The organism is Longispora sp. NPDC051575 (assembly GCF_040681875.1).
Taxonomy (GTDB): domain Bacteria; phylum Actinomycetota; class Actinomycetes; order Mycobacteriales; family Micromonosporaceae; genus Longispora.
Map to the genome: position 1 here is coordinate 98,555 of NZ_JBFAZP010000003.1, position 18,693 is coordinate 117,247.

12 protein-coding genes are annotated in these 18,693 nt (G+C 74.3%); 9 read left to right on the forward strand and 3 right to left on the reverse strand.

Features of this window, described 5'->3' with window-relative positions; all coding sequences use genetic code 11:
- Positions 1-4: 4 nt before the first annotated feature.
- The 7 genes from AB0M43_RS07985 (at position 5) to wecB (ending at position 13,834) form a co-directional block, all read left to right on the forward strand.
- Entirely contained in the window at positions 5-1,894 is a 1,890-nt protein-coding gene (locus AB0M43_RS07985; protein WP_363722242.1) for an amino acid adenylation domain-containing protein, read from the forward strand.
- Entirely contained in the window at positions 1,891-5,058 is a 3,168-nt protein-coding gene (locus tag AB0M43_RS07990) for an amino acid adenylation domain-containing protein (RefSeq protein ID WP_363722244.1), read from the forward strand. The genes AB0M43_RS07985 and AB0M43_RS07990 overlap by 4 nt, the downstream gene beginning before the upstream one ends.
- Positions 5,055-9,833 carry an amino acid adenylation domain-containing protein gene (locus AB0M43_RS07995; protein ID WP_363722246.1) on the forward strand — a complete coding sequence of 1,593 codons (4,779 nt, stop codon included), beginning with the start codon at positions 5,055-5,057 and terminating at the stop codon, positions 9,831-9,833. The genes AB0M43_RS07990 and AB0M43_RS07995 overlap by 4 nt, the downstream gene beginning before the upstream one ends.
- 9 nt (positions 9,834-9,842) lie before the next feature.
- Complete coding sequence (locus tag AB0M43_RS08000) at positions 9,843-10,592, forward strand: hypothetical protein (RefSeq protein ID WP_363723306.1); 750 nt, start codon at positions 9,843-9,845, stop codon at positions 10,590-10,592.
- Between the two features lie 504 nt (positions 10,593-11,096).
- A complete protein-coding gene (locus tag AB0M43_RS08005; protein WP_363722248.1) occupies positions 11,097-11,264 on the forward strand; it encodes an LPXTG cell wall anchor domain-containing protein in 168 nt (55 codons plus the stop codon).
- 1 nt (position 11,265) lies between these two features.
- Positions 11,266-12,513 (forward strand): glycosyltransferase, encoded by a 1,248-nt coding sequence (locus tag AB0M43_RS08010; RefSeq protein ID WP_363722250.1) that lies wholly within the window; start codon positions 11,266-11,268, stop codon positions 12,511-12,513.
- A gap of 109 nt (positions 12,514-12,622) precedes the next feature.
- Positions 12,623-13,834 carry a UDP-N-acetylglucosamine 2-epimerase (non-hydrolyzing) gene (wecB, locus tag AB0M43_RS08015; protein WP_363722252.1) on the forward strand — a complete coding sequence of 404 codons (1,212 nt, stop codon included), beginning with the start codon at positions 12,623-12,625 and terminating at the stop codon, positions 13,832-13,834.
- Positions 13,835-13,975: 141 nt separating this feature from the next.
- Here wecB and AB0M43_RS08020 read toward each other — a convergent pair whose 3' ends face one another.
- The 3 genes from AB0M43_RS08020 to AB0M43_RS08030 all read right to left on the reverse strand — a co-directional run bounded on the left by AB0M43_RS08020 (position 13,976) and on the right by AB0M43_RS08030 (position 16,169).
- Entirely contained in the window at positions 13,976-14,185 is a 210-nt protein-coding gene (locus tag AB0M43_RS08020; protein WP_363722254.1) for a hypothetical protein, read from the reverse strand.
- Positions 14,186-14,440: 255 nt separating this feature from the next.
- Positions 14,441-15,322, reverse strand: a complete 882-nt coding sequence (locus AB0M43_RS08025) for a biotin-dependent carboxyltransferase family protein (RefSeq protein ID WP_363722256.1) — start codon at positions 15,320-15,322, stop codon at positions 14,441-14,443.
- 202 nt (positions 15,323-15,524) lie between these two features.
- Positions 15,525-16,169, reverse strand: coding sequence for an allophanate hydrolase subunit 1 (locus AB0M43_RS08030; RefSeq protein WP_363722258.1), 645 nt, complete (start codon positions 16,167-16,169; stop codon positions 15,525-15,527).
- A gap of 230 nt (positions 16,170-16,399) precedes the next feature.
- On the opposite strand from AB0M43_RS08030, the gene AB0M43_RS08035 reads away from it, so the two are divergent.
- Positions 16,400-17,242: a nitrilase-related carbon-nitrogen hydrolase gene (locus tag AB0M43_RS08035; RefSeq protein ID WP_363722259.1), complete on the forward strand. Its 843-nt coding sequence runs from the start codon at positions 16,400-16,402 to the stop codon at positions 17,240-17,242.
- Positions 17,239-18,687, forward strand: a complete 1,449-nt coding sequence (hydA, locus tag AB0M43_RS08040; protein ID WP_363722261.1) for a dihydropyrimidinase — start codon at positions 17,239-17,241, stop codon at positions 18,685-18,687. The genes AB0M43_RS08035 and hydA overlap by 4 nt, the downstream gene beginning before the upstream one ends.
- The last annotated feature ends 6 nt before the right edge of the window (positions 18,688-18,693 follow it).

Consider the following 18,693-nt stretch of genomic DNA (forward strand, 5'->3'; position numbering starts at 1 on the left):
TACCGTGCGCCAGCCGACTGAGCGGACCCGGGCGCGGCAGCGCTTCGACGCGGTACTGGCCGGCCTGGCCGAGCCCGCGCCGGTCCCGGCCCGCCCCGGGTGGGCCGGCCCGGGGGCCTCGTACCCCGATGGGTGCCTGCACGACCTGGTCGCGGCCCGGGCCGCCCGGACCCCGGAAGCCACGGCGGCGGAGGCGGCCGACGGCGAGTTCCTCACCTACGCCGCCCTCGACGCGCGCGCCGACCGGATCGCCCTCGGGCTCCGGGGCCGGGGCGTGCGGCCGGGGCACCGGGTGGCCGTCGCGCTGCCCCCGGCCCTGGACCTGGTCGCGGCCCTTCTCGGGATCCTGCGCTCCGGCGCCGCCTACGTCCCCCTGGACGCCGACGACCCCGCCGACCGCCTGGCGTACGTGCTGGCCGACGCGCGCCCGACCGCCGTCCTGACCACCGCCGACACCGCCCTGCCGGGGGACACCCCCCGGTGGACGGTCGACGACCTGCTCACCGGCCCGGTCGGCACCGGACCGGCGGCCACCCCCGACGACCCCGCCTACGTCATCTACACGTCCGGCTCGACCGGCCGGCCCAAGGGCGTGGTCGTGCCGCACCGGGCGATCGTGAACCGGATCTGCTCCCTGAACTCCCTCTACGTCCTCGCCCCCGACGACCGGGTGCTCCAGAAGGCGCACATCGGCTTCGACGTGTCCGTGGAGGAGATCTTCCGCCCCCTGGCCGAGGGCGCGACCGTGGTGCTGGCCCGGCCCGGTGGCCGGCGGGACCCCGCGTACCTGGCGGCGACCGTCCGGGACCGGCGGATCACCACCGTGGACTTCGTGCCCTCGATGCTGGCCGCGTTCCTCCGCGAACCGGCCGCCGCCGAGTGCGCGGACCTGCGCCGGGTGCAGTGCGGCGGCGAGGCCATGCCGGTCGACCTGCCCTGCCGGGTCGCCGAGACCCTGGGCGTGCCGCTGTACAACCTGTACGGGCCCACCGAGGCCGCCGTCGACGTCACCCAGTGGCTGTGCGCCGACGACCCGGACGCGGCGCGGGTCCCGATCGGCCGGCCGGTGCCCAACACCCGGGCGTACGTGCTCGACGCCGACCTGGGGCCCGTCCCGACCGGGGTGATCGGCGAGCTGTACGTCGCCGGGACGCAACTCGCCGACGGCTACCTGGGCCGGCCCGCCCTGACCGCCGAGCGGTTCGTGGCCGACCCGTACGGCCCGCCGGGGGAGCGGATGTACCGCACCGGAGACCTGGCCGCCTGGCTGCCCGGCGGGATGCTCGACCTGGTCGGGCGCGCCGACGACCAGGTGAAGGTCCGGGGCTTCCGGGTCGAGCTCGGCGAGGTCGAGGCCGTACTGCGCCGCCTCCCCGGCGTCGTGGACGCGGCCGTGGCGGCCACCGCGGACCCGGGCGGCGACCGCCGGCTCGTCGCGTACCTGGTCGGCGGCCCGGCCCCGGCCACCGTCCGCCGGCACGTGGCCGCACTGCTGCCCGAGCACATGGTGCCCGGCGCCGTCCTGGCGCTGCCGGCCCTGCCCCGGCTGCCGAACGGCAAGGTCGACCGCGCGGCGCTCCCGGAGCCCGACGTGCGCGGCACCACCACCGGCCGCGCGCCCCGCGACCCCGGGGAGGAGGCGCTGTGCCGCCTGTACTCCGAGGTGCTGAGCGTGGCGTCCATCGGGGTCGAGGACAGCTTCTTCGACCTGGGCGGGCACTCGCTGCTCGCCGCGCGCCTGATCAGCCGGGTCCGCTCGGTCCTGGGCGTGGAGTTGACCATCCAGACGGTGTTCGAGGCGCCGTCTGTCGCCGGGCTCGCGACGCGGCTCGGCAACGCGGAGAAGGCCCGACCGACGGTCCGTCGGCGGGCGACGCCTGAGGAGGCACTGTGATCCCCCTGTCCTTCGCCCAGCAGCGGCTGTGGTTCCTCGACCAGCTCGAGGGCCCGTCGTTCACCTACAACGCCCCGCTGGCGCTGCGGCTGCGCGGCGACCTGGACCGGGCCGCCCTGCGCACCGCGCTCGGCGACGTCGTCGGCCGGCACGAGGCGCTGCGCACCCTGTTCGTGGACGTCGACGGCACGCCCGTCCAGCGGATCGTGCCCGCCGCCGAGGCGCTCGTCGACTTCGACGTCGTCGCGTCCGACCCGGCCGGGCTGCCCACCGCGCTGGACGCCGCGTCGAAGTACCGCTTCGACCTGGCGGCTGAGCTGCCGGTCCGCGCGACCCTGTTCACGCTCGACCCGACCGACGCGGTGCTGCTGCTGGCCCTGCACCACATCGTCAGCGACGGCTGGTCGCTCGGCCCGCTGCTGCGCGACCTGAACACGGCGTACACGGCGCGGTGCGCGGGGGCCGAGCCCGGGTGGGAGGAGCTGCCGGTGCAGTACTCCGACTACACGCTGTGGCAGCAGGACCTGCTCGGCGGCGAGGACGACCCCGACAGCGTCGTGTCGAAGCAGCTCGCGTACTGGGTGGACACCCTCGCCGGGGCCCCCGAGGAGCTGCCGCTGCCCCTGGACCGGCCGCGCCCGCCGACGTCGAGCTACCGGGGCGACTCGGTCGAGGTCGAACTGTCGGCGGCCACGCACGCGCGTCTCGCCGAGCTGGCCCGCGCGCACGGCGTCACCATGTTCATGGTCATGCAGGCCGCGCTCGCCGGCCTGCTCAGCCGCACCGGCTCCGGCTCCGACATCCCGATCGGCTCCCCGATCGCCGGCCGGACCGACGAGGCCCTCGACGAGCTGGTCGGCTTCTTCGTCAACACCCTGGTGTTCCGCACCGACACGTCCGGGGACCCGACGTTCACCCAGCTCCTGGGCCGGGTCCGGAAAACCGTCCTGGAGGCGTACGCGCACCAGGAGGTGCCCTTCGAGCGGGTCGTCGAGGTGGTCAACCCCGCCCGGTCGCTGTCCCGGCAGCCGCTGTTCCAGGTGATGCTCGTGCTGCAGAACAATGCCGAGGCGACCCTGGAACTCGGCGGGCTCGACGTCACCGACGAGTCCTTCGACCTGACGGTGGCGAAGTTCGACCTGACCGTCACGTTCGAGGAGCGGCACTCCGCCGACGGGGTGCCGGCCGGCATGAACGGCTGGGTCGAGTACGCCACCGACCTGTTCGACCGGGCCACCGCCGAGGACGTCGGCGCGCGCCTGGTCCGGCTGCTCGACGCCGTCGCCGGGGACCCGGACGCCCGGCTCGGCGACATCGAGATCATGTCCGCCGAGGAGCGCCGACAGGTCCTCGCCGACTGGAACGGACCCGTCGCCGACGTGCCGGCCGAGTACTGCGCGCACGAGCTGTTCGAGCGCCAGGCGGCCGGTACCCCCGGAAGGACCGCTCTGGTCTTCGAGGACACGGCCGTCAGCTACGCCGAGCTGAACACGCGGGCCAACCGGCTCGCCGCCCACCTGCGCGACCTGGGGGTGCGGCCCGGGGTCCTCGTCGGCGTGCACCTGGAACGCGGCCCCGACCTGATGACCGCCGCGCTCGCGGTGCTCAAGGCCGGCGGCGGCTACACCCTGCTCGACCCCCGGTTCCCGGCCGAACGGCTCCGGGTCGCCCTCGCCGAGACGGCCGCCCCCGTGGTCGTCACCCGCGCCGGCCTGCTCGGCACCCTCGGCGGCGACCGGGTCGAGGTGCCCGTCGACACCCTCGACCTGTCGGCGCTGCCGGCGCACGACGTGCCCTCCGGCGCCACCCCCGGCGACGTGGCCTGCGTGATGTTCACGTCCGGGTCCACCGGCCGGCCCAAGGGCGTCGCCGCCCCGCACCGGGCCATCGTCGGCACCGTGTCCGGCCAGGACTACGTCGACTTCGGCCCCGACGAGGTGTACCTGCAGTGCGCCCCCGTCTCCTGGGACGCGTTCGTCCTGGAGGTCTACGGCGCGCTGCTGTTCGGCGCGACCTGCGTCCTGCAACCCGGCCAGAACCCGGAGCCCGAGGCCATCGCGGCCCTCGTCGCCCGGCACGGCGTGACCATGCTCCAGATGTCGGCGAGCCTGTTCAACTTCATGCTCGACGAGTACCCGGCCGTCTACACCGCGCTGCGCTGGGCCATGACCGCCGGCGAGGCCGCGTCCGCCGCGCACGTCGAGCGGGCCCTGACCACGTTCCCGCACCTGAGGGTGTGCAACGGCTACGGCCCCGCCGAGAGCATGGGCCTGACCACCGCCCACACCGTCACCCGCGCGGACCTGGGCGGCGCCTCGGTGCCGATCGGCCGGCCCCTGACCAACAAGGCCGGCTACGTCCTCGACGCGCGCCTGCGGCCGGTGCCCCCGGGCGTCGTCGGCGAGCTGTACGTCTCCGGCATCGGCCTGGCCAACGGGTACGTCAACCGCCCGGCCCTGTCCGCGGAACGCTTCGTCGCCAACCCGTTCGGCAAGCCCGGCGAGCGGATGTACCGCACCGGCGACCTGGTCCGGTGGAACCGCGCCGGCGCCCTGGAGTTCACGGCCCGCGCCGACGACCAGGTCAAGATCCGGGGCTTCCGGGTCGAACTGGGCGAGGTCGAGGCGGTGCTGCGCCAGGCGCCCGGGATCGCCGAGGTCGCCGTCGTCGCCCGGGACAACCCGCTCGGCGGCAAGCAGCTCGTCGGCTACCTCGTCGGTCCGGCCCCCGACCCGGACGGCGCGCGCCGGCACGTGGCGGCGGTGCTGCCCGAGTACATGGTGCCGGCCGCGTTCGTCGTCCTCGACGCCCTGCCGCTCACCCCGAACGGCAAGCTCGACCGCCGCGCCCTGCCCGAGCCCGACCTCCAGGCGGCCGTGTCCGGCCGGGGCCCGAGCAACCCGCGCGAGGAGGCCCTGTGCGGCCTGTTCGCCGAGGTCCTGGGACTGACCACGGTCGGCGTCGACGACAGCTTCTTCGAACTGGGCGGCCACTCGCTGCTCGCCACCCGCCTGATCAGCCGGGCCCGGTCCCAGCTAGGCGTCGAACTGTCCATCCAGGCCATCTTCGAGGCCCCGTCCGTGGCCGGCCTCGCGTTGCGGCTGGTCGGCGCCGAGAAGGCCCGCCCGACGCTGCGCCGCCGGGTCCCGCAGGGGGCGTCATGATCCCGCTGTCCTTCGCCCAGCGGCGGCTGTGGTTCCTCGACCGGTTCGAGGGCGGCGGCGCACACCACGCGCCGCTCGCCCTCCGGCTGACCGGGGAGCTGGACCTCGCCGCGTTGGAGGCCGCGTTCGCCGACGTCGCGGACCGGCACGAGACGTTGCGGACCGTGTTCCCGGTGGTCGACGGGGAGCCGCACCAGGTGGTGCTGCCCGCCGGGACCCGGCCGGAGTTCACGGTGCTGGACTGGCCGGCACCCGGGGCCGCCGCAGGCACCGACCCGGACGGCGACCTCGTCGACGAACTCAACCGCGTCGCCTACCGGCCCTTCGACCTGGCCACCCAACCCCAGATCAGAGTCCGGGTGTACCGGCTGGGCGCCGACTCCCACGTCCTCCTCCTGGTCCTGCACCACATCGTCAGCGACGGCTGGTCCCTCGGCCCCCTGCTGGGCGACCTCGCGGCGGCGTACGCGGACCGGTGCGCCGGGCGGGCCCCGGGCTGGGCGGAACTCCCCGTCCAGTACACCGACTACACCCTGTGGCAGCGGGACCTGCTCGGCGGCGAGGACGACCCCGACAGCCTCGTGTCCCGGCAGCTCGCCTACTGGGTCGACACCCTCGCCGGGGCCCCCGAGGAGCTGGCGTTGCCGGTGGACCGGCCCCGGCCGGCGGTGCGGACGTACACCGCCGGGCTGGTGCCCTTCCGGCTCGACCCGGACCTGCACCGGGCGCTGCACGCGCTCGCCCAGCGGCACGGCGCCACCCTGTTCATGGTGTTGCAGGCCGCGTTCGCCGGGCTGCTCACCCGGACCGGCGCCGGCACCGACATCCCGGTCGGCACCCCGGTCGCCGGCCGCACCGACGAGGCACTCGACGACCTGGTCGGGTTCTTCGTCAACACCCTCGTGCTGCGCACCGACACGTCCGGGGACCCGACGTTCGCCGAGCTGCTGGCCCGGGTCCGGGCCGTGGACCTGGCCGGGTACGCGCACCAGGACGTGCCGTTCGAGCGGGTCGTGGAGGTGCTCAACCCGACCCGCTCGCTGTCGCGGCACCCCGTCCACCAGGTCAGTCTCGTGCTACAGAGCAACGCCGAGGCCGCGGCGGACTTCCTCGGCGTGGCCGTCGCCAGCCAGGCGCTGACCAGCGACACGGCCAAATTCGACCTGACGGCGGCGTTCGCGGAGAAGCTCGACACGGCCCGGGCACCGGCGGGGATCGACGCCAACCTGGAGTACGCCGCCGAGCTGTTCGACCACGCCACCGTCGAGGCCCTCGCCGACCGGCTGACCCGGCTGCTGCGCGCGGTGGCCGACGACCCGCACGCGCGCCTCGGGGACGTCGACCTGCTGTCCGCCGCCGAGCGCCGGGCCCTCCTGGTCGACTGGAACGACACCCGTCGGGGGGTACCGGCGACCACGCTCACCGCCCTCACGGAAGCCCGCGCGGCGCGCACCCCGGACCACCCGGCCGTCGTGTCCGGCGCCGTGACCCTCAGCCACGGGGAACTGCACGCCCGCGCCAACCGGCTCGCCCGGCGGCTGATCGCGGCCGGGGCCGGGCCGGGGAGCGTGGTCGGGCTGGCGCTGCCCCGGTCCGAGCACCTGGTCGTCGCGCTGCTGGCGGTCCTGAAGTCCGGCGCGGCGTACCTGCCGCTGGACACCGGCTACCCGGCGGACCGGCTCGCGTTCATGGTGGCCGAGGCGGCACCGGTGCTGGTGCTCACCGACGCGGCCACCGGGTACCCGGGGGCACTGGTGGTCGACACGGCTGCCGGTGCGGGGGACCCCGGCGACACGGCCCCGGGCTCCGCCCGCACCGACCCGGGCCGGGTCGACTCCGAGGCGGGGACGGCGCCGGATGATCCGTACCCGTCGCATGATCTGACCGACGACGAGCGGCTCGCCCCGCTGCGCCCCGGACACCCCGCCTACGTCATCTACACGTCCGGCTCCTCCGGCCGGCCCAAGGGCGTCGTCGTCGCGCACTCCGCGATCGTGAACCGGCTGCTCTGGATGCAGGCCGAGTACGGCCTCGCCCCCGACGACCGGGTCCTGCAGAAGACCCCGTCGAGCTTCGACGTGTCGGTGTGGGAGTTCCTCTGGCCGCTGCTCGCGGGCGCCACCCTCGTGATGGCCGCGCCGGAGGGGCACCGCGACCCGGCGTACCTCGCGGAACTGATCCGCCGCGAACGCGTCACCACCGTCCACTTCGTCCCGTCGATGCTCGACGTGTTCCTCGCCGCCCCGGGCGCGGCCACCTGCACCACGCTGCGCCGGGTCTTCGCCAGCGGGGAGGCCCTGTCGGCGGAGTCGGTGGCCCGGTACCGCCGGCTGCTCGACGCGCCACTGCACAACCTGTACGGGCCCACCGAGGCGGCCGTGGACGTCACCGCCTGGCCCACCGACGGCGCGCCCGGCCCGGTTCCGATCGGCCGGCCGGTGTGGAACACCACCGCGTACGTCCTCGACGCCGCGCTGCGCCCCGTCCCGCCCGGCGTCACCGGGGAGCTCTACCTCGGCGGCGCGCAACTCGCCCACGGCTACCTGCGCCGCCCCGGGCTGACCGCCGAACGGTTCGTCGCCGACCCGTTCGGCACCGGCGGCCGGCTGTACCGGACCGGGGACGCCGCCCGCTGGCGCCGCGACGGGGTCCTCGACTACGTGGGCCGCGTCGACGACCAGGTCAAGATCCGGGGCTTCCGGATCGAACTGCCCGAGATCGAGGCCGTCCTCGCCGGGGACCCGGGCGTCGGGCGGGTCGCCGTCGTGGCCCGCGAGGACCGGCCGGGCGACCGCCGCCTCGTCGCCTACATCGTCCCGACGGCCACCGCCCCGACTCCTGGGACAGCCCCCGATCAGGGGACCGCCCCGGCTCCGGGGACCGCGTCCGTCCCTGGGACCCCGACCGAGCCGGGGACCGGGAACGCGCCCGTTTCCGCCGGTGCGGCCGCCGCAGTCGCCGGTCTGGTCGCGACCGCCGCCGCGAACGGTCCCGACCTGGCAGCCCTCCGGTCGCGGGTGGCCGCCGCGCTGCCCGAGTACATGGTCCCGGCCGCGTTCGTCGTCCTCGACGCCCTGCCGCTCACCCCGAACGGCAAACTCGACCGGCGCGCCCTGCCCGCCCCGGAACCCGTCGCCCGACCGGCGGGGCGCGCCCCCGGCTCGCCGTACGAGAGCGCCCTGTGCGCCCTGTTCGGCGAGGTGCTCGGCGTGGACGGCGTGACCGTGGACGACGACTTCTTCGACCTGGGCGGGCACTCGCTGCTCGTGATCCGCCTGATCGGCCGGATCGCCGACGAGCTGGGCGTGGACCTGTCGGTCCGGACCGTCTTCGACCGGCCGACGGTGGCCGGACTGGCGGCGGTGTCCTCGGCCGTACCCGGGTCCGGTACCAGGTGGGGTCCCGACGATCCTGCCGCCCCCGGTCCCGACCTCGCCGCCGAGGCCCTCCTGGACCGTGAATTCCTCGTGGACCCCGACCTGCCCGTGGCCACCACCCACCGCCGGGTCCTCCTCACGGGCGCGACCGGCTTCCTCGGCGCCTTCCTGCTCCGCGAACTCCTCGACCGCACCGACGCCGACGTGTACTGCCTGGTCCGCGCCCCCGACGAGCCCACCGGCCACCGCCGCCTCCGGACCGCGCTCACCGGCTACGGCCTGTGGGACGACGCCCTCGGGCACCGGATCGTCGCGGTGCCCGGCGACCTGGAACGCCCCCTGCTCGGGCTGGCGCCGGCCGCGTTCGCCGCGCTCGCCGACCGCCTGGACGCGGTGTTCCACAACGGCGCCAGGGTCAACCACCTCGACGGGTACGCCCGGCTGCGGGCCGCGAACGTCGACGGGACCCGCGCGGTGCTCCGGTTCGCGACCACCGGCCGGACCAAGCCCGTGCACCTGGTGTCCAGCGTGTCGGTGGCCGTCGCGCTCGGCGAGAATCCCGAGGTCGTCGACGAGGACCGCCGGATCCCCGCCGACCGGGTCGTGCCCTCCGGCTACGTGGCCACCAAGTGGGTCGCGGAGGAACTCGTCCGCGCGGCGGGGGAGCGGGGCCTGCCCGTCACCGTGTACCGGCCCGGCCGGGTCAGCGGGCACAGCCGCACCGGGGCGGCCGGTACCGACGACGCGTTCTGGAACTACGTCCGCGCCATGACCCGGCTCGGGGCGGTCACCGCCGACGACGGGGCCATGGACGTCACCGTCGACCTGGTGCCCGTCGACCACGTCGCGGCCGGCATCGTGGCGCTGGCGGCCCGACCGGCGACCGGGCGCACGTACCACCTGGTGGGGGAGGAGCCGGTGTCCGTCGGGGCGGTGGTGGCGGGACTGCGTGGCCACGGGTACCCCCTGGAGGTGGTCTCCGCGAAGGAGTGGGACCGCCGGCTCGCCTCCTCGGCCGGCGCGGCCCTGGCGGCCGGCGACCGGACCTGGGCCTCGGCGGCGCTGCTCAGCGCCGGGTTCCGCGCGGAGGGCACGGGGCTCCTCTGGGGCCGGGCGGCCACGGCGCGGGCACTGTCGGGCCTGGACGTGCCCCCGGCGGTGGTCGACGCCGACGTGCTCGCCCGCCAGGTCGCCCACCACGCGGCCACCGGCTTCCTCCCGCCACCCCCGGAACCCCGCGACGCGACAGACGACCCGGCGGGGACCGCGACTGACCGCCCGGCCGAGACCGGTCCCGCGCGGACGGCGGCCGTTTCCCGGGCCACGACCCGCCAGGCGCCGGTGGCCGGGTCCCGGGCCGTCGCGGTCGACCCGGTCCTGCCCGGCAAGGAGGGCTGAGCGGTGGAGATGGCCTGGGAGCGGGTCGACCTGTCCCTCGCGGAACCGGACCTGCCGGTCGCCGTCGGCGGCTCCGTCGCCCCGCACCGCCTGCTGGAGGCGTACCGGCACGGCGCGTTCCCCTTCCCCTGCCCGGACGGCTACGCGGCCGAGGTCAACGAGGTCCTCTACGCCGACCACGTCGCCGACGGCCGGGTGGCGCTGTTCCCCGGCCCGGCCCCGTACACGCTCACCTGGTGGAGTCCGCCCGACCGGCCGGTGATCCCGGCCGACCGGGTGCACCTGTCGCGGAACCTGCGCCGGGACCTGCGCAACCGGCACCGCTGGGTCACGACCCGCGACCACGCTTTCGCCCGGGTGGTGCGGGAGTGCCGCCGGTTCCGGGCGACCGCGTGGCTCACCGACGAGCTGTGCGCGGCGCTGGAGGCCCTGCACGCGGCGGGCTGGGCGCACAGCGTCGAGGTGTGGGACGGCGAGGAGCTGATCGGCGGGCTGTTCGGTACGGGCATGGGGCGGGTGTTCGGGGTGGACTCCGTGTTCAGCCGCCGGCCCGACGCGGGGAAGGTGGCCTTCGCGGACCTGGGGCGGCGGCTGGACGGTACGGCGGGGCGGCTGATCGACGTGCAGGTGCCGAGCGGGTACACGACGGCGTTGGGCGCGGAGCCGGTGCCCCGGAAGGATTACCTGGCCGCGCTGCTCGACATCGACCTGCCCCTGGTGCCGGTCGGCGGTGTCCTGGGCGTCGCGGCCCTGGGCTGACCGGACCGTCCCGCCGGCCCCGGGCGGAACGGTCGATACCTAGCAACCTAGGACGCTCTAAGTGGGGTCGCACAGGTCACCCGGCCAGCGGGTCACCGAGTCGGCCGGAAAGCGGCGCCGCCCGGCGAGCCGCACCGGGAGCCACACGTCTGGTGCCGGGTCGACCGGGACCGGGGCGGCCCGGCGCCAGATCGCCCCCGCGCCGGGCCGCCATGATCCGCATCGACCCTGCGCGGGGCCGCCGCGATCCGCGCGGATCAGAAAAATCACGGAGTGTCACTGAAAGCTGTCGTCACCGTCACGGTCACACCTGCGTGGCGGCTCCTCGCGGTGGGGGAGACGGGCCGCGCGACCGACCACAATCCGGCCCTACAACGCCGCTGACCAGGAAAAACGCCGGTCTTGTCCAGTGGCGTCCATGGCGTACCTCACATTGATTTAACTGCCTTAAAAGATTTATGGAAGGATCACTCTCCGGTTACCTGCATCTCGAAGGATCAGCCCATGAGCCAGACCAAGGTTCCCGTCGTCCCGGTCGTCGTGATCGGTGGCGGCGCCGCCACCCTCCCCGTCACCGGCGTGAGTCTGATCGGCGTCATCGCCGCCGGAGTGGCCCTGCTGGTCGGCGGCGTTCTGCTGATCCGCAGCGGCCGTCGCCGCACCGACGCCTGACGTGACGCGTTCCGTCATCGGCCTGGTGCTGCTGCTCGCCTGGCCGGCGCACATCCTGCTGATGGCGTTCGCCTCCTGGGGCGGCACCCGTCCCGCGCGGCGCCGGCGGGCCACCGCGCCGCGCCCCGCCCAGTACTGGATCATCGTGCCCTGCCTCAACGAGGAACGCGTCGTGGACCGCACGGTGTACGCCGCCGCGGAGCTGTCCACGCCCGGTACCCCCGTGAAGGTCCTGGTCGTCGACGACGGCTCGGACGACGACACCGGTGTGGTGCTGTCGATGATCGTGGACCCGCGCATCCAGGTGTTCCGAAGGACCGCCCCGCTCGCCCGACAGGGCAAGGGCCAGGCCCTCAACGCGGCCTACCGCTACATCCGCCAGGTCACCGCCGAAGCGGGCCTGCACCCCGAGGACGTCGTCATCGGCGTCATCGACGGCGACGGCCGGATGGAACCGGGCGCCCTGGACACCGTCGCCGAGTACTTCCGCGACCCGCGCGTCGGGGCCGTGCAGTGCCGGGTACGGATCCACAACCGCAAGCACACCCTGGCCGCATTGCAGGACCTGGAGTTCGCCGCGATCGCCAACGCCGGGCAGACGTTGCGGGACCGGGTCAACGCCGTCGCACTCGGCGGCAACGGCCAGTTCACCCGCCTCAGCGCCCTCGGGATCCTGGGCGAGAACCCCTGGTCGGAATGCCTGGTCGAGGACCTGGAGCTGGGCCTGCGCCTGCACCTCAACGGCGTGCGGATCCGCTACATCCCCCAGGTGGCGATCACCCAGCAGGGCCTCGTCGACGCCCGGCGGCTCCTCCGGCAGCGGACCCGCTGGGCGCAGGGGAACCTGCAGTGCCTGCGCTACGCCCCGAAACTGATCGCGTCCCGCCGGGTCGGCAACGCCGCCCTGCTGGACATGATGTACTACCTCCTCGCCCCGTGGCTGACGATCGTCGGCCTCGTCGCCGCCCCGGCCGGCCTGGCCCTCGCCTGGCGTGACCTGGACGCGGCCCTCGTCGGCGCCACCATCGGGACCCTGTTCGGGACGATGGCCGTCGCCGGCCTGTTCTGGGCCCTGGTGCACCGCGCCAGCCTCGGCGACGCGTCCCTGTGGCGATGCGTCACCGCCGGGGTCGCCTACCCCTTCTTCCTGCTCATCGGCCTGCTGGCCACCCTGCGCGGCCTCGGCCGACACCTCACCGGACGCGGCACCTGGGCCAAGACCGACCGCGTCATCGAAGAACCCGCATGACCCGGGGGATTCCGAGGAACCGGATGCCGCAGGCGCACCGCCGGGGCGGCCCGACCCGGGCACCCGCCCGAAACCGCACGGCCCAGGGCCGCACAGTCGAGGAGACCACGTGACCGAGATCCACATCGTCGTCGGCACCCGCCCGGAAGCGATCAAGATCGCGCCGCTGGTGCTCGCCGCCCGCGCGGCCGGGCGCATCACCCCGGTCATCGTCGCCACCGGGCAGCACCCGACCATGGTCGCCGAGGCCCTCGCCGCGTTCGGCCTGGACGTGGACGTGGCACTCACCCTCGACCGGCGGACCGGCACCCAGCCGGAACTGGTCACCCAGATCCTCACCGGCCTCGACGCGCACCTCGCCGCCACGAACCCCGCCGCCGTCGTCGTGCACGGCGACACCACCAGCACCCTCGCCGGAGCACTCGCCGCCTTCTGGCGCCGGATCCCCGTCGTGCACCTGGAAGCGGGCCTGCGGTCCGGGGACCTGGCGTCGCCGTTCCCGGAGGAGGCCAACCGCCGGCTCATCGGACAGATCAGTCAACTCAACCTCGCACCCACCACCCGCGCGGAGGAGAACCTGCGCCGCGAAGGCGTCCCCGGCGACATCGTCCACACCGGCAACACCGTCGTGGACGCCGCACTCGCCGTCGCGGCCCGCGCCTACCCGGCCGGCGACCCCCGCCTCGACGAGATCCTCGCCGGCGGACACCGCGTCGTCCTCGTCACCGCACACCGCCGCGAATCCTGGGGTGAACCCCTCGACCACATCCTCGGCGCCGTCGCGACCCTGCACGACCGGTACCCCGACCTGCGGATCGTGCTCCCCAGCCACCCGAACCCGGACGTGCGGCGCCAGGTCGACACCGCACTCGCGCACCTGCCCCGGGTGCTCGTCACCGACCCGCTGCCCTACCAGGACCTCACCCGGCTCCTCGCCGGCAGCTATCTCGTCCTCACCGACTCCGGTGGTCTGCAGGAGGAGGCGCCCACCTTCGGCGTACCCGTCCTGGTCCTGCGCGAGGTGACCGAACGCATGGAGGCCGTCGAGGCCGGCTGCGCGCACCTGGTCGGCACCGACCCTGCCGTGATCCTCGCCGCCGCCGACCAGCTCCTCACCGACCCCGAACGGCACCGCCAGATGAGCACCGTCGTGAACCCGTTCGGCGACGGGACTGCCGGTGCGCAGGCCGAGGAGGCCATCGTGCGGATGCTGCGCGCGGAGCGGGCGATCGCGGCGGCGCCGGAGCTGTCCAGCCTGCTCCCGGGTGCGCTGGTGGCCCAGGCCAGCCCGGGCCTGGCTCAGGCAACCACAGACCACTGACGGGTACCGGCAGCCGCCGCCCCATCGATTAGCACGCAATGGGGCGTTTAAGGCCAGTCTGAGAAGCTACGGGGGATCGCCCGATTCCGTGGCCGACCGCTGCGGCGGGCTCCGCGCTCGTCGGGGTTGCCGCTCTTCGCCCTAGGCGGCGAGCTGGCTGTCGGCCCGCTCGTCGAGGAACGTGGCGAGGTCCTCGGGCATCCAGTACGGGTGGTCGCCGACCTCGAGCTGCCCGACAGCGGTGAGCCGGTCGATCACGGGTTCGATGAGGGGCTGGTGCCGGTACTTCAGCATCAGCGCCTGGTCGGGTCCGGACAACAGGTTCCACCAGTGGTCGGGGGCGTCGTTCATACCTCGACAGTGCCACCGGATCCGCCGGGCCGCGAAGGATCGGGGGCCCGTGGGGCCGTTCGGAGGCAAGATCAAGACTTCGGGCGTGGTGGGATCGGCCGGACGGCGGAGGGGCGGTTCCGCGACACGCCGACGGGGTGTTCCGCGCCACACGCGAACGTCACACACCGCGTGTCCGACGTCACCGCGTCGGCCCGGGGTCGGAAAGCGTTCGCGCCTCGCCACCGGGTGCCGACAGGAAGCGTGCCCGCCTCGTCACCGGGTGCCGAGTGGCACGAACCGTACCGGCGCCCCCGGTCTGGCCTGTGCGGCCGCCGCGAGATCATCCTCCAGGACCACGCCGATCACCGGGTACCCGCCGGTCGTCGGGTGGTCGGCCAGGAACACGATCGGCGACCCGTCGGCGGGTACCTGCACCGCGCCGAGCACCATTCCCTCGCTGGGCAGCTCGCCCGGCCCCACTCGCCGCACCGCGGGCCCGTCCGTCCGCAGCGCGATCCGGTTGCTGGGGGTGGCCACCGAGTACCGCCCCCGGCCCAGGTCCCTGGCCGCGTCGACGAACCAGTCTTCCCGGGGGCCCAGCCGGACCCGGAGCACCAGCTCCACCGGGGGAGCGGGCGTCGGCGCGGCTTCCGGAGTCGCCGTCCTCTTGGGCGACAGCTCGGAGGCTGACGGCTCCGGAGGCGTACCCAGAGGAAGGGTGTCGCCTGTGGTGAGGCGGGGCGGTCCCAGGCCGGAGAGCAGGTCGGTGGCGCGGCTGCCCAGGACCGGCGGGGGAGTCAGACCGCCGTCGAAGGCGACGTAACCGCGTACCCCGCGCCGGGCCGGCCCCACGTCGAGCACGGCGCCGGCCGGCACCCGCACCGCGGCCCCCCACGGCACGGCCCGCCCGTCGCACCGCACGGTCGAGAACGCCCCGGTCACCGCGACCACGGTGTCCCGGACGCACCGCACGGCGACCCCGGTCAGCGTCGTCTCCAGCGTCGCGGCGGACGCGGGGTTCCCGACGAGCCGGTTCGCGAGGACGTGCGCGGGGGTGTCCAGGGCCCCGGACCGGGGGACGCCGAGATGGGCGAGCCCGGGCCGCCCGAGATCCTGGACGGTGGTCAACGCGCCGGCCCGCACGACGACGATCACCGGAGCCCCCGGAGGGCGCGGACACCCGGCAGACCGGCGGGCACCATGACCGCACCCGGCAGACCGGCGGGCACCATGACCGGCGGCCCTGGGGCAGGCAGCACGCGGGCGGCTGGCCGGGCGCCGGGCACCACACCCGCCGCCGGTCGTCCGGCGGGCGGCATACAGGCCGCGGCCCGTGCGCCGGGCACGGACGCCGGTCTCATGCCCGCTCCGGCACGAACCGCACCCGGGTTCCGGGCACGAACAACGCGGCCGGATCCCGACCGGCGTCCCAGGCCACGACCCCGGTCCGCCCGATCAGCTGCCACCCGCCGGGCGAGGCGCGCGGGTACACACCGGTGAACTCCCCGCCCACGGCCACCGACCCGGCCGGCACGGCGGTCCTGGGCGTGGCCCGGCGCGGCGCGTGGTACCGCTCGGGCAGGCCGGTCAGGTAGCCGAAGCCGGGGGAGAAGCCGCAGTACGCGACCCGGTACTCGAACGAGGAGTGCACGGCCGCGACGTCGGCACCCCAGAGCGCGCCGAGCTCGCCGACGTCGGCCCCGTCATAGGTCACCGGCACCTCGACGGCGGGCCCGTCGGCGGCACGGACCGGCGGAACGCGCCAGCCGGGCAGCTCCCGGGCCAGGTCGCCGGGGGTGTCGAGGCCGTCGAGGAGCACGGTGCGGGCGGCCGGCACGATCTCGGTCAGGGGCGGCAGGTCACCGGCGGCGCGGCGGCGGAGCAGTTCGGCGTGCAGGGCGGTGACCTCGGCGGTGGAGGAGACCTCGACCAGGAGGGCGTGTTCGCCCATGGGCAGGACTCTCATCGCGCCCACGGACCGGGCAGCACTCGCGGCGCCCATGGTCCGGGCGGGACTCGCGGCGCCCACGGTCCGGGCGGCACGGGGAAGGCTGGCCGCGACACGTCCGCCACTCTAGCCCGCGCGACCTCGCGTCCGGCCCGCGCGACGCCCGCCCCACCGGTACCCGAAAAAGAATCTCCGTTCTGCGCTATGCGTGACTCCACGCCGTGAACCTGATACTGATGGTGAGTTCTCCACACCGCCCACGCGGCACGACGGAGGGACTGAGCATGGCGGACATCATTCGCGCGGCACTCGTGCAGACGACGTGGACCGGCGACAAGGAATCCATGATCAAGGCGCACGAGGAGTACGCGCGCCAGGCCGCGGCGCGGGGCGCGAAGGTCATCTGCTTCCAGGAACTCTTCTACGGGCCGTACTTCTGCCAGGTGCAGGACGCCGCCTACTACTCCTACGCCGAGTCGGTCCCGGGCCCGACCGTCGAACGCTTCCAGGCCCTGGCCCGCGAACTCGGCATGGTCATGGTCCTGCCGATGTACGAGCAGGAGCAGCCCGGCGTCCTCTACAACACCGCCGCCGTCCTCGACGCCGACGGCAGCTACCTCGGCAAGTTCCGCAAGACGCACATCCCGCAGGTCAAGGGGTTCTGGGAGAAGTTCTACTTCAAGCCCGGCAACCTGGGGTACCCGGTGTTCGACACCGCCGTCGGCAAGGTCGGCGTGTACATCTGCTACGACCGGCACTTCCCCGAGGGCTGGCGCGCACTGGGCCTGGCCGGCGCGCAACTGGTGTTCAACCCGTCGGCGACGAGCCGGGGCCTGTCGGCCTACCTGTGGAAGCTCGAACAGCCGGCGGCGGCCGTGGCCAACGAGTTCTTCGTCGGCGCGATCAACCGGGTCGGGATCGAGAGCGACCTGGGTGACAACGACTTCTACGGCACCTCGTACTTCGTGGACCCGGAGGGCAAGTTCGTCGGCGACGTCGGGCACGACCACGATCCGGAGCTGATCGTCCGCGACCTGGACATGGGTCTGCTGGCGGAGGTGCGCGACCGGTGGCAGTTCTACCGCGACCGCCGGCCGGACGCCTATGGGCCGTTGGTGACGCCGTGAGTGAGCGCAGCGAGCGATATGGGGCGACAGACGCCGTGACCGGGCTCCTGATCCGCGGGGGCACGGTGATCGGCCCGTCCGGCGCCACCGAGGCCGACGTCCTGGTCGAGGGCGAGACCATCGCGGCCCTGTTCGCCCCCGGCCGCGCCCCCGAGGACACCAACCGCCGGGAAATCGACGCCACCGGCAAGTACGTGATCCCCGGCGGGGTCGACGTGCACACCCACATGCAACTGCCGTTCGGGGGTACGAGCGCCAGCGACACCTTCGACACCGGTACCCGGGCGGCGGCCTTCGGCGGCACCACCACCATCATCGACTTCGCGGTGCAGAAGACGGGCGAGGTGGTCGCCGACGGGCTCGCCGCCTGGCACGCGAAGGCCGACGGCGAGTGCCATATCGACTACGGCTTCCACATGATCCTCGGCGGGGTCGACGAGGCGGCGCTGACCGCCATGGACCAGCTCGTCGCGCACGAGGGCATCACGAGCTTCAAGCTGTTCATGGCGTACCCGGGCGTGTTCTACAGCGACGACGGCCAGATCCTGCGCGCCATGCAGAAGGCCCGCGACAACGGCGCCACGATCATGATGCACGCCGAGAACGGCATCGCGATCGACGTGCTGATCCAGCAGGCCCTGGCCCGGGGCGAGACGGATCCGATTTACCACGGGCTGACCCGGCCCCCGGCGCTGGAGGCCGAGGCCGTGCACCGCGCGATCCGGCTCGCCGAGGTCGCCCGCGACTGCCCGCTGTACATCGTGCACCTGTCCGCCAGCGAGGCCCTGGAACAGGTCGCCGCCGCCCGGGACGCCGGGCGCAACGTGTTCGCGGAGACCTGCCCCCAGTACCTGTACCTGACCCTCGAAGACCAGCTCGGCGCGCCCGGGTTCGAAGGCGCCAAGTGGGTCTGCTCCACCCCGCTGCGCAGCAGGCACGAGCCGCACCGGCGGGACCTGTGGCGCGGGCTGCGCACGAACGACCTGGCCGTGGTGTCCACCGACCACTGCCCGTTCTGCTTCAAGGACCAGAAGGAACTCGGCCTCGGCGACTTCTCGAAGATCCCCAACGGGATCGGCGGCGTCGAACACCGCCTCGACCTGCTCTACCAGGGCGTGGTCGACGGGCAGCTGTCCCTGGCCCGCTGGGTGGAGACCGTCTCGACCACCCCGGCGCGGATGTTCGGCCTCTACCCCCGCAAGGGTGTGCTGGCCCCCGGCTCCGACGCCGACATCGTCGTCTACGACCCCGCCGGGCACACCACCCTGGGCGTGGCGACCCACCACATGAACATGGACCACTCCGCCTACGAGGGCTTCCAGGTCAACGGCCGGGTCGACACGGTGATCTCCCGGGGCAGCGTGCTGGTGGCCGGCGGCGAGTACCACGGACGCAAGGGGCACGGTCGCTACCTGCGGCGGGGCCTGTCGCAGTACCTGACGTAGGAGGAG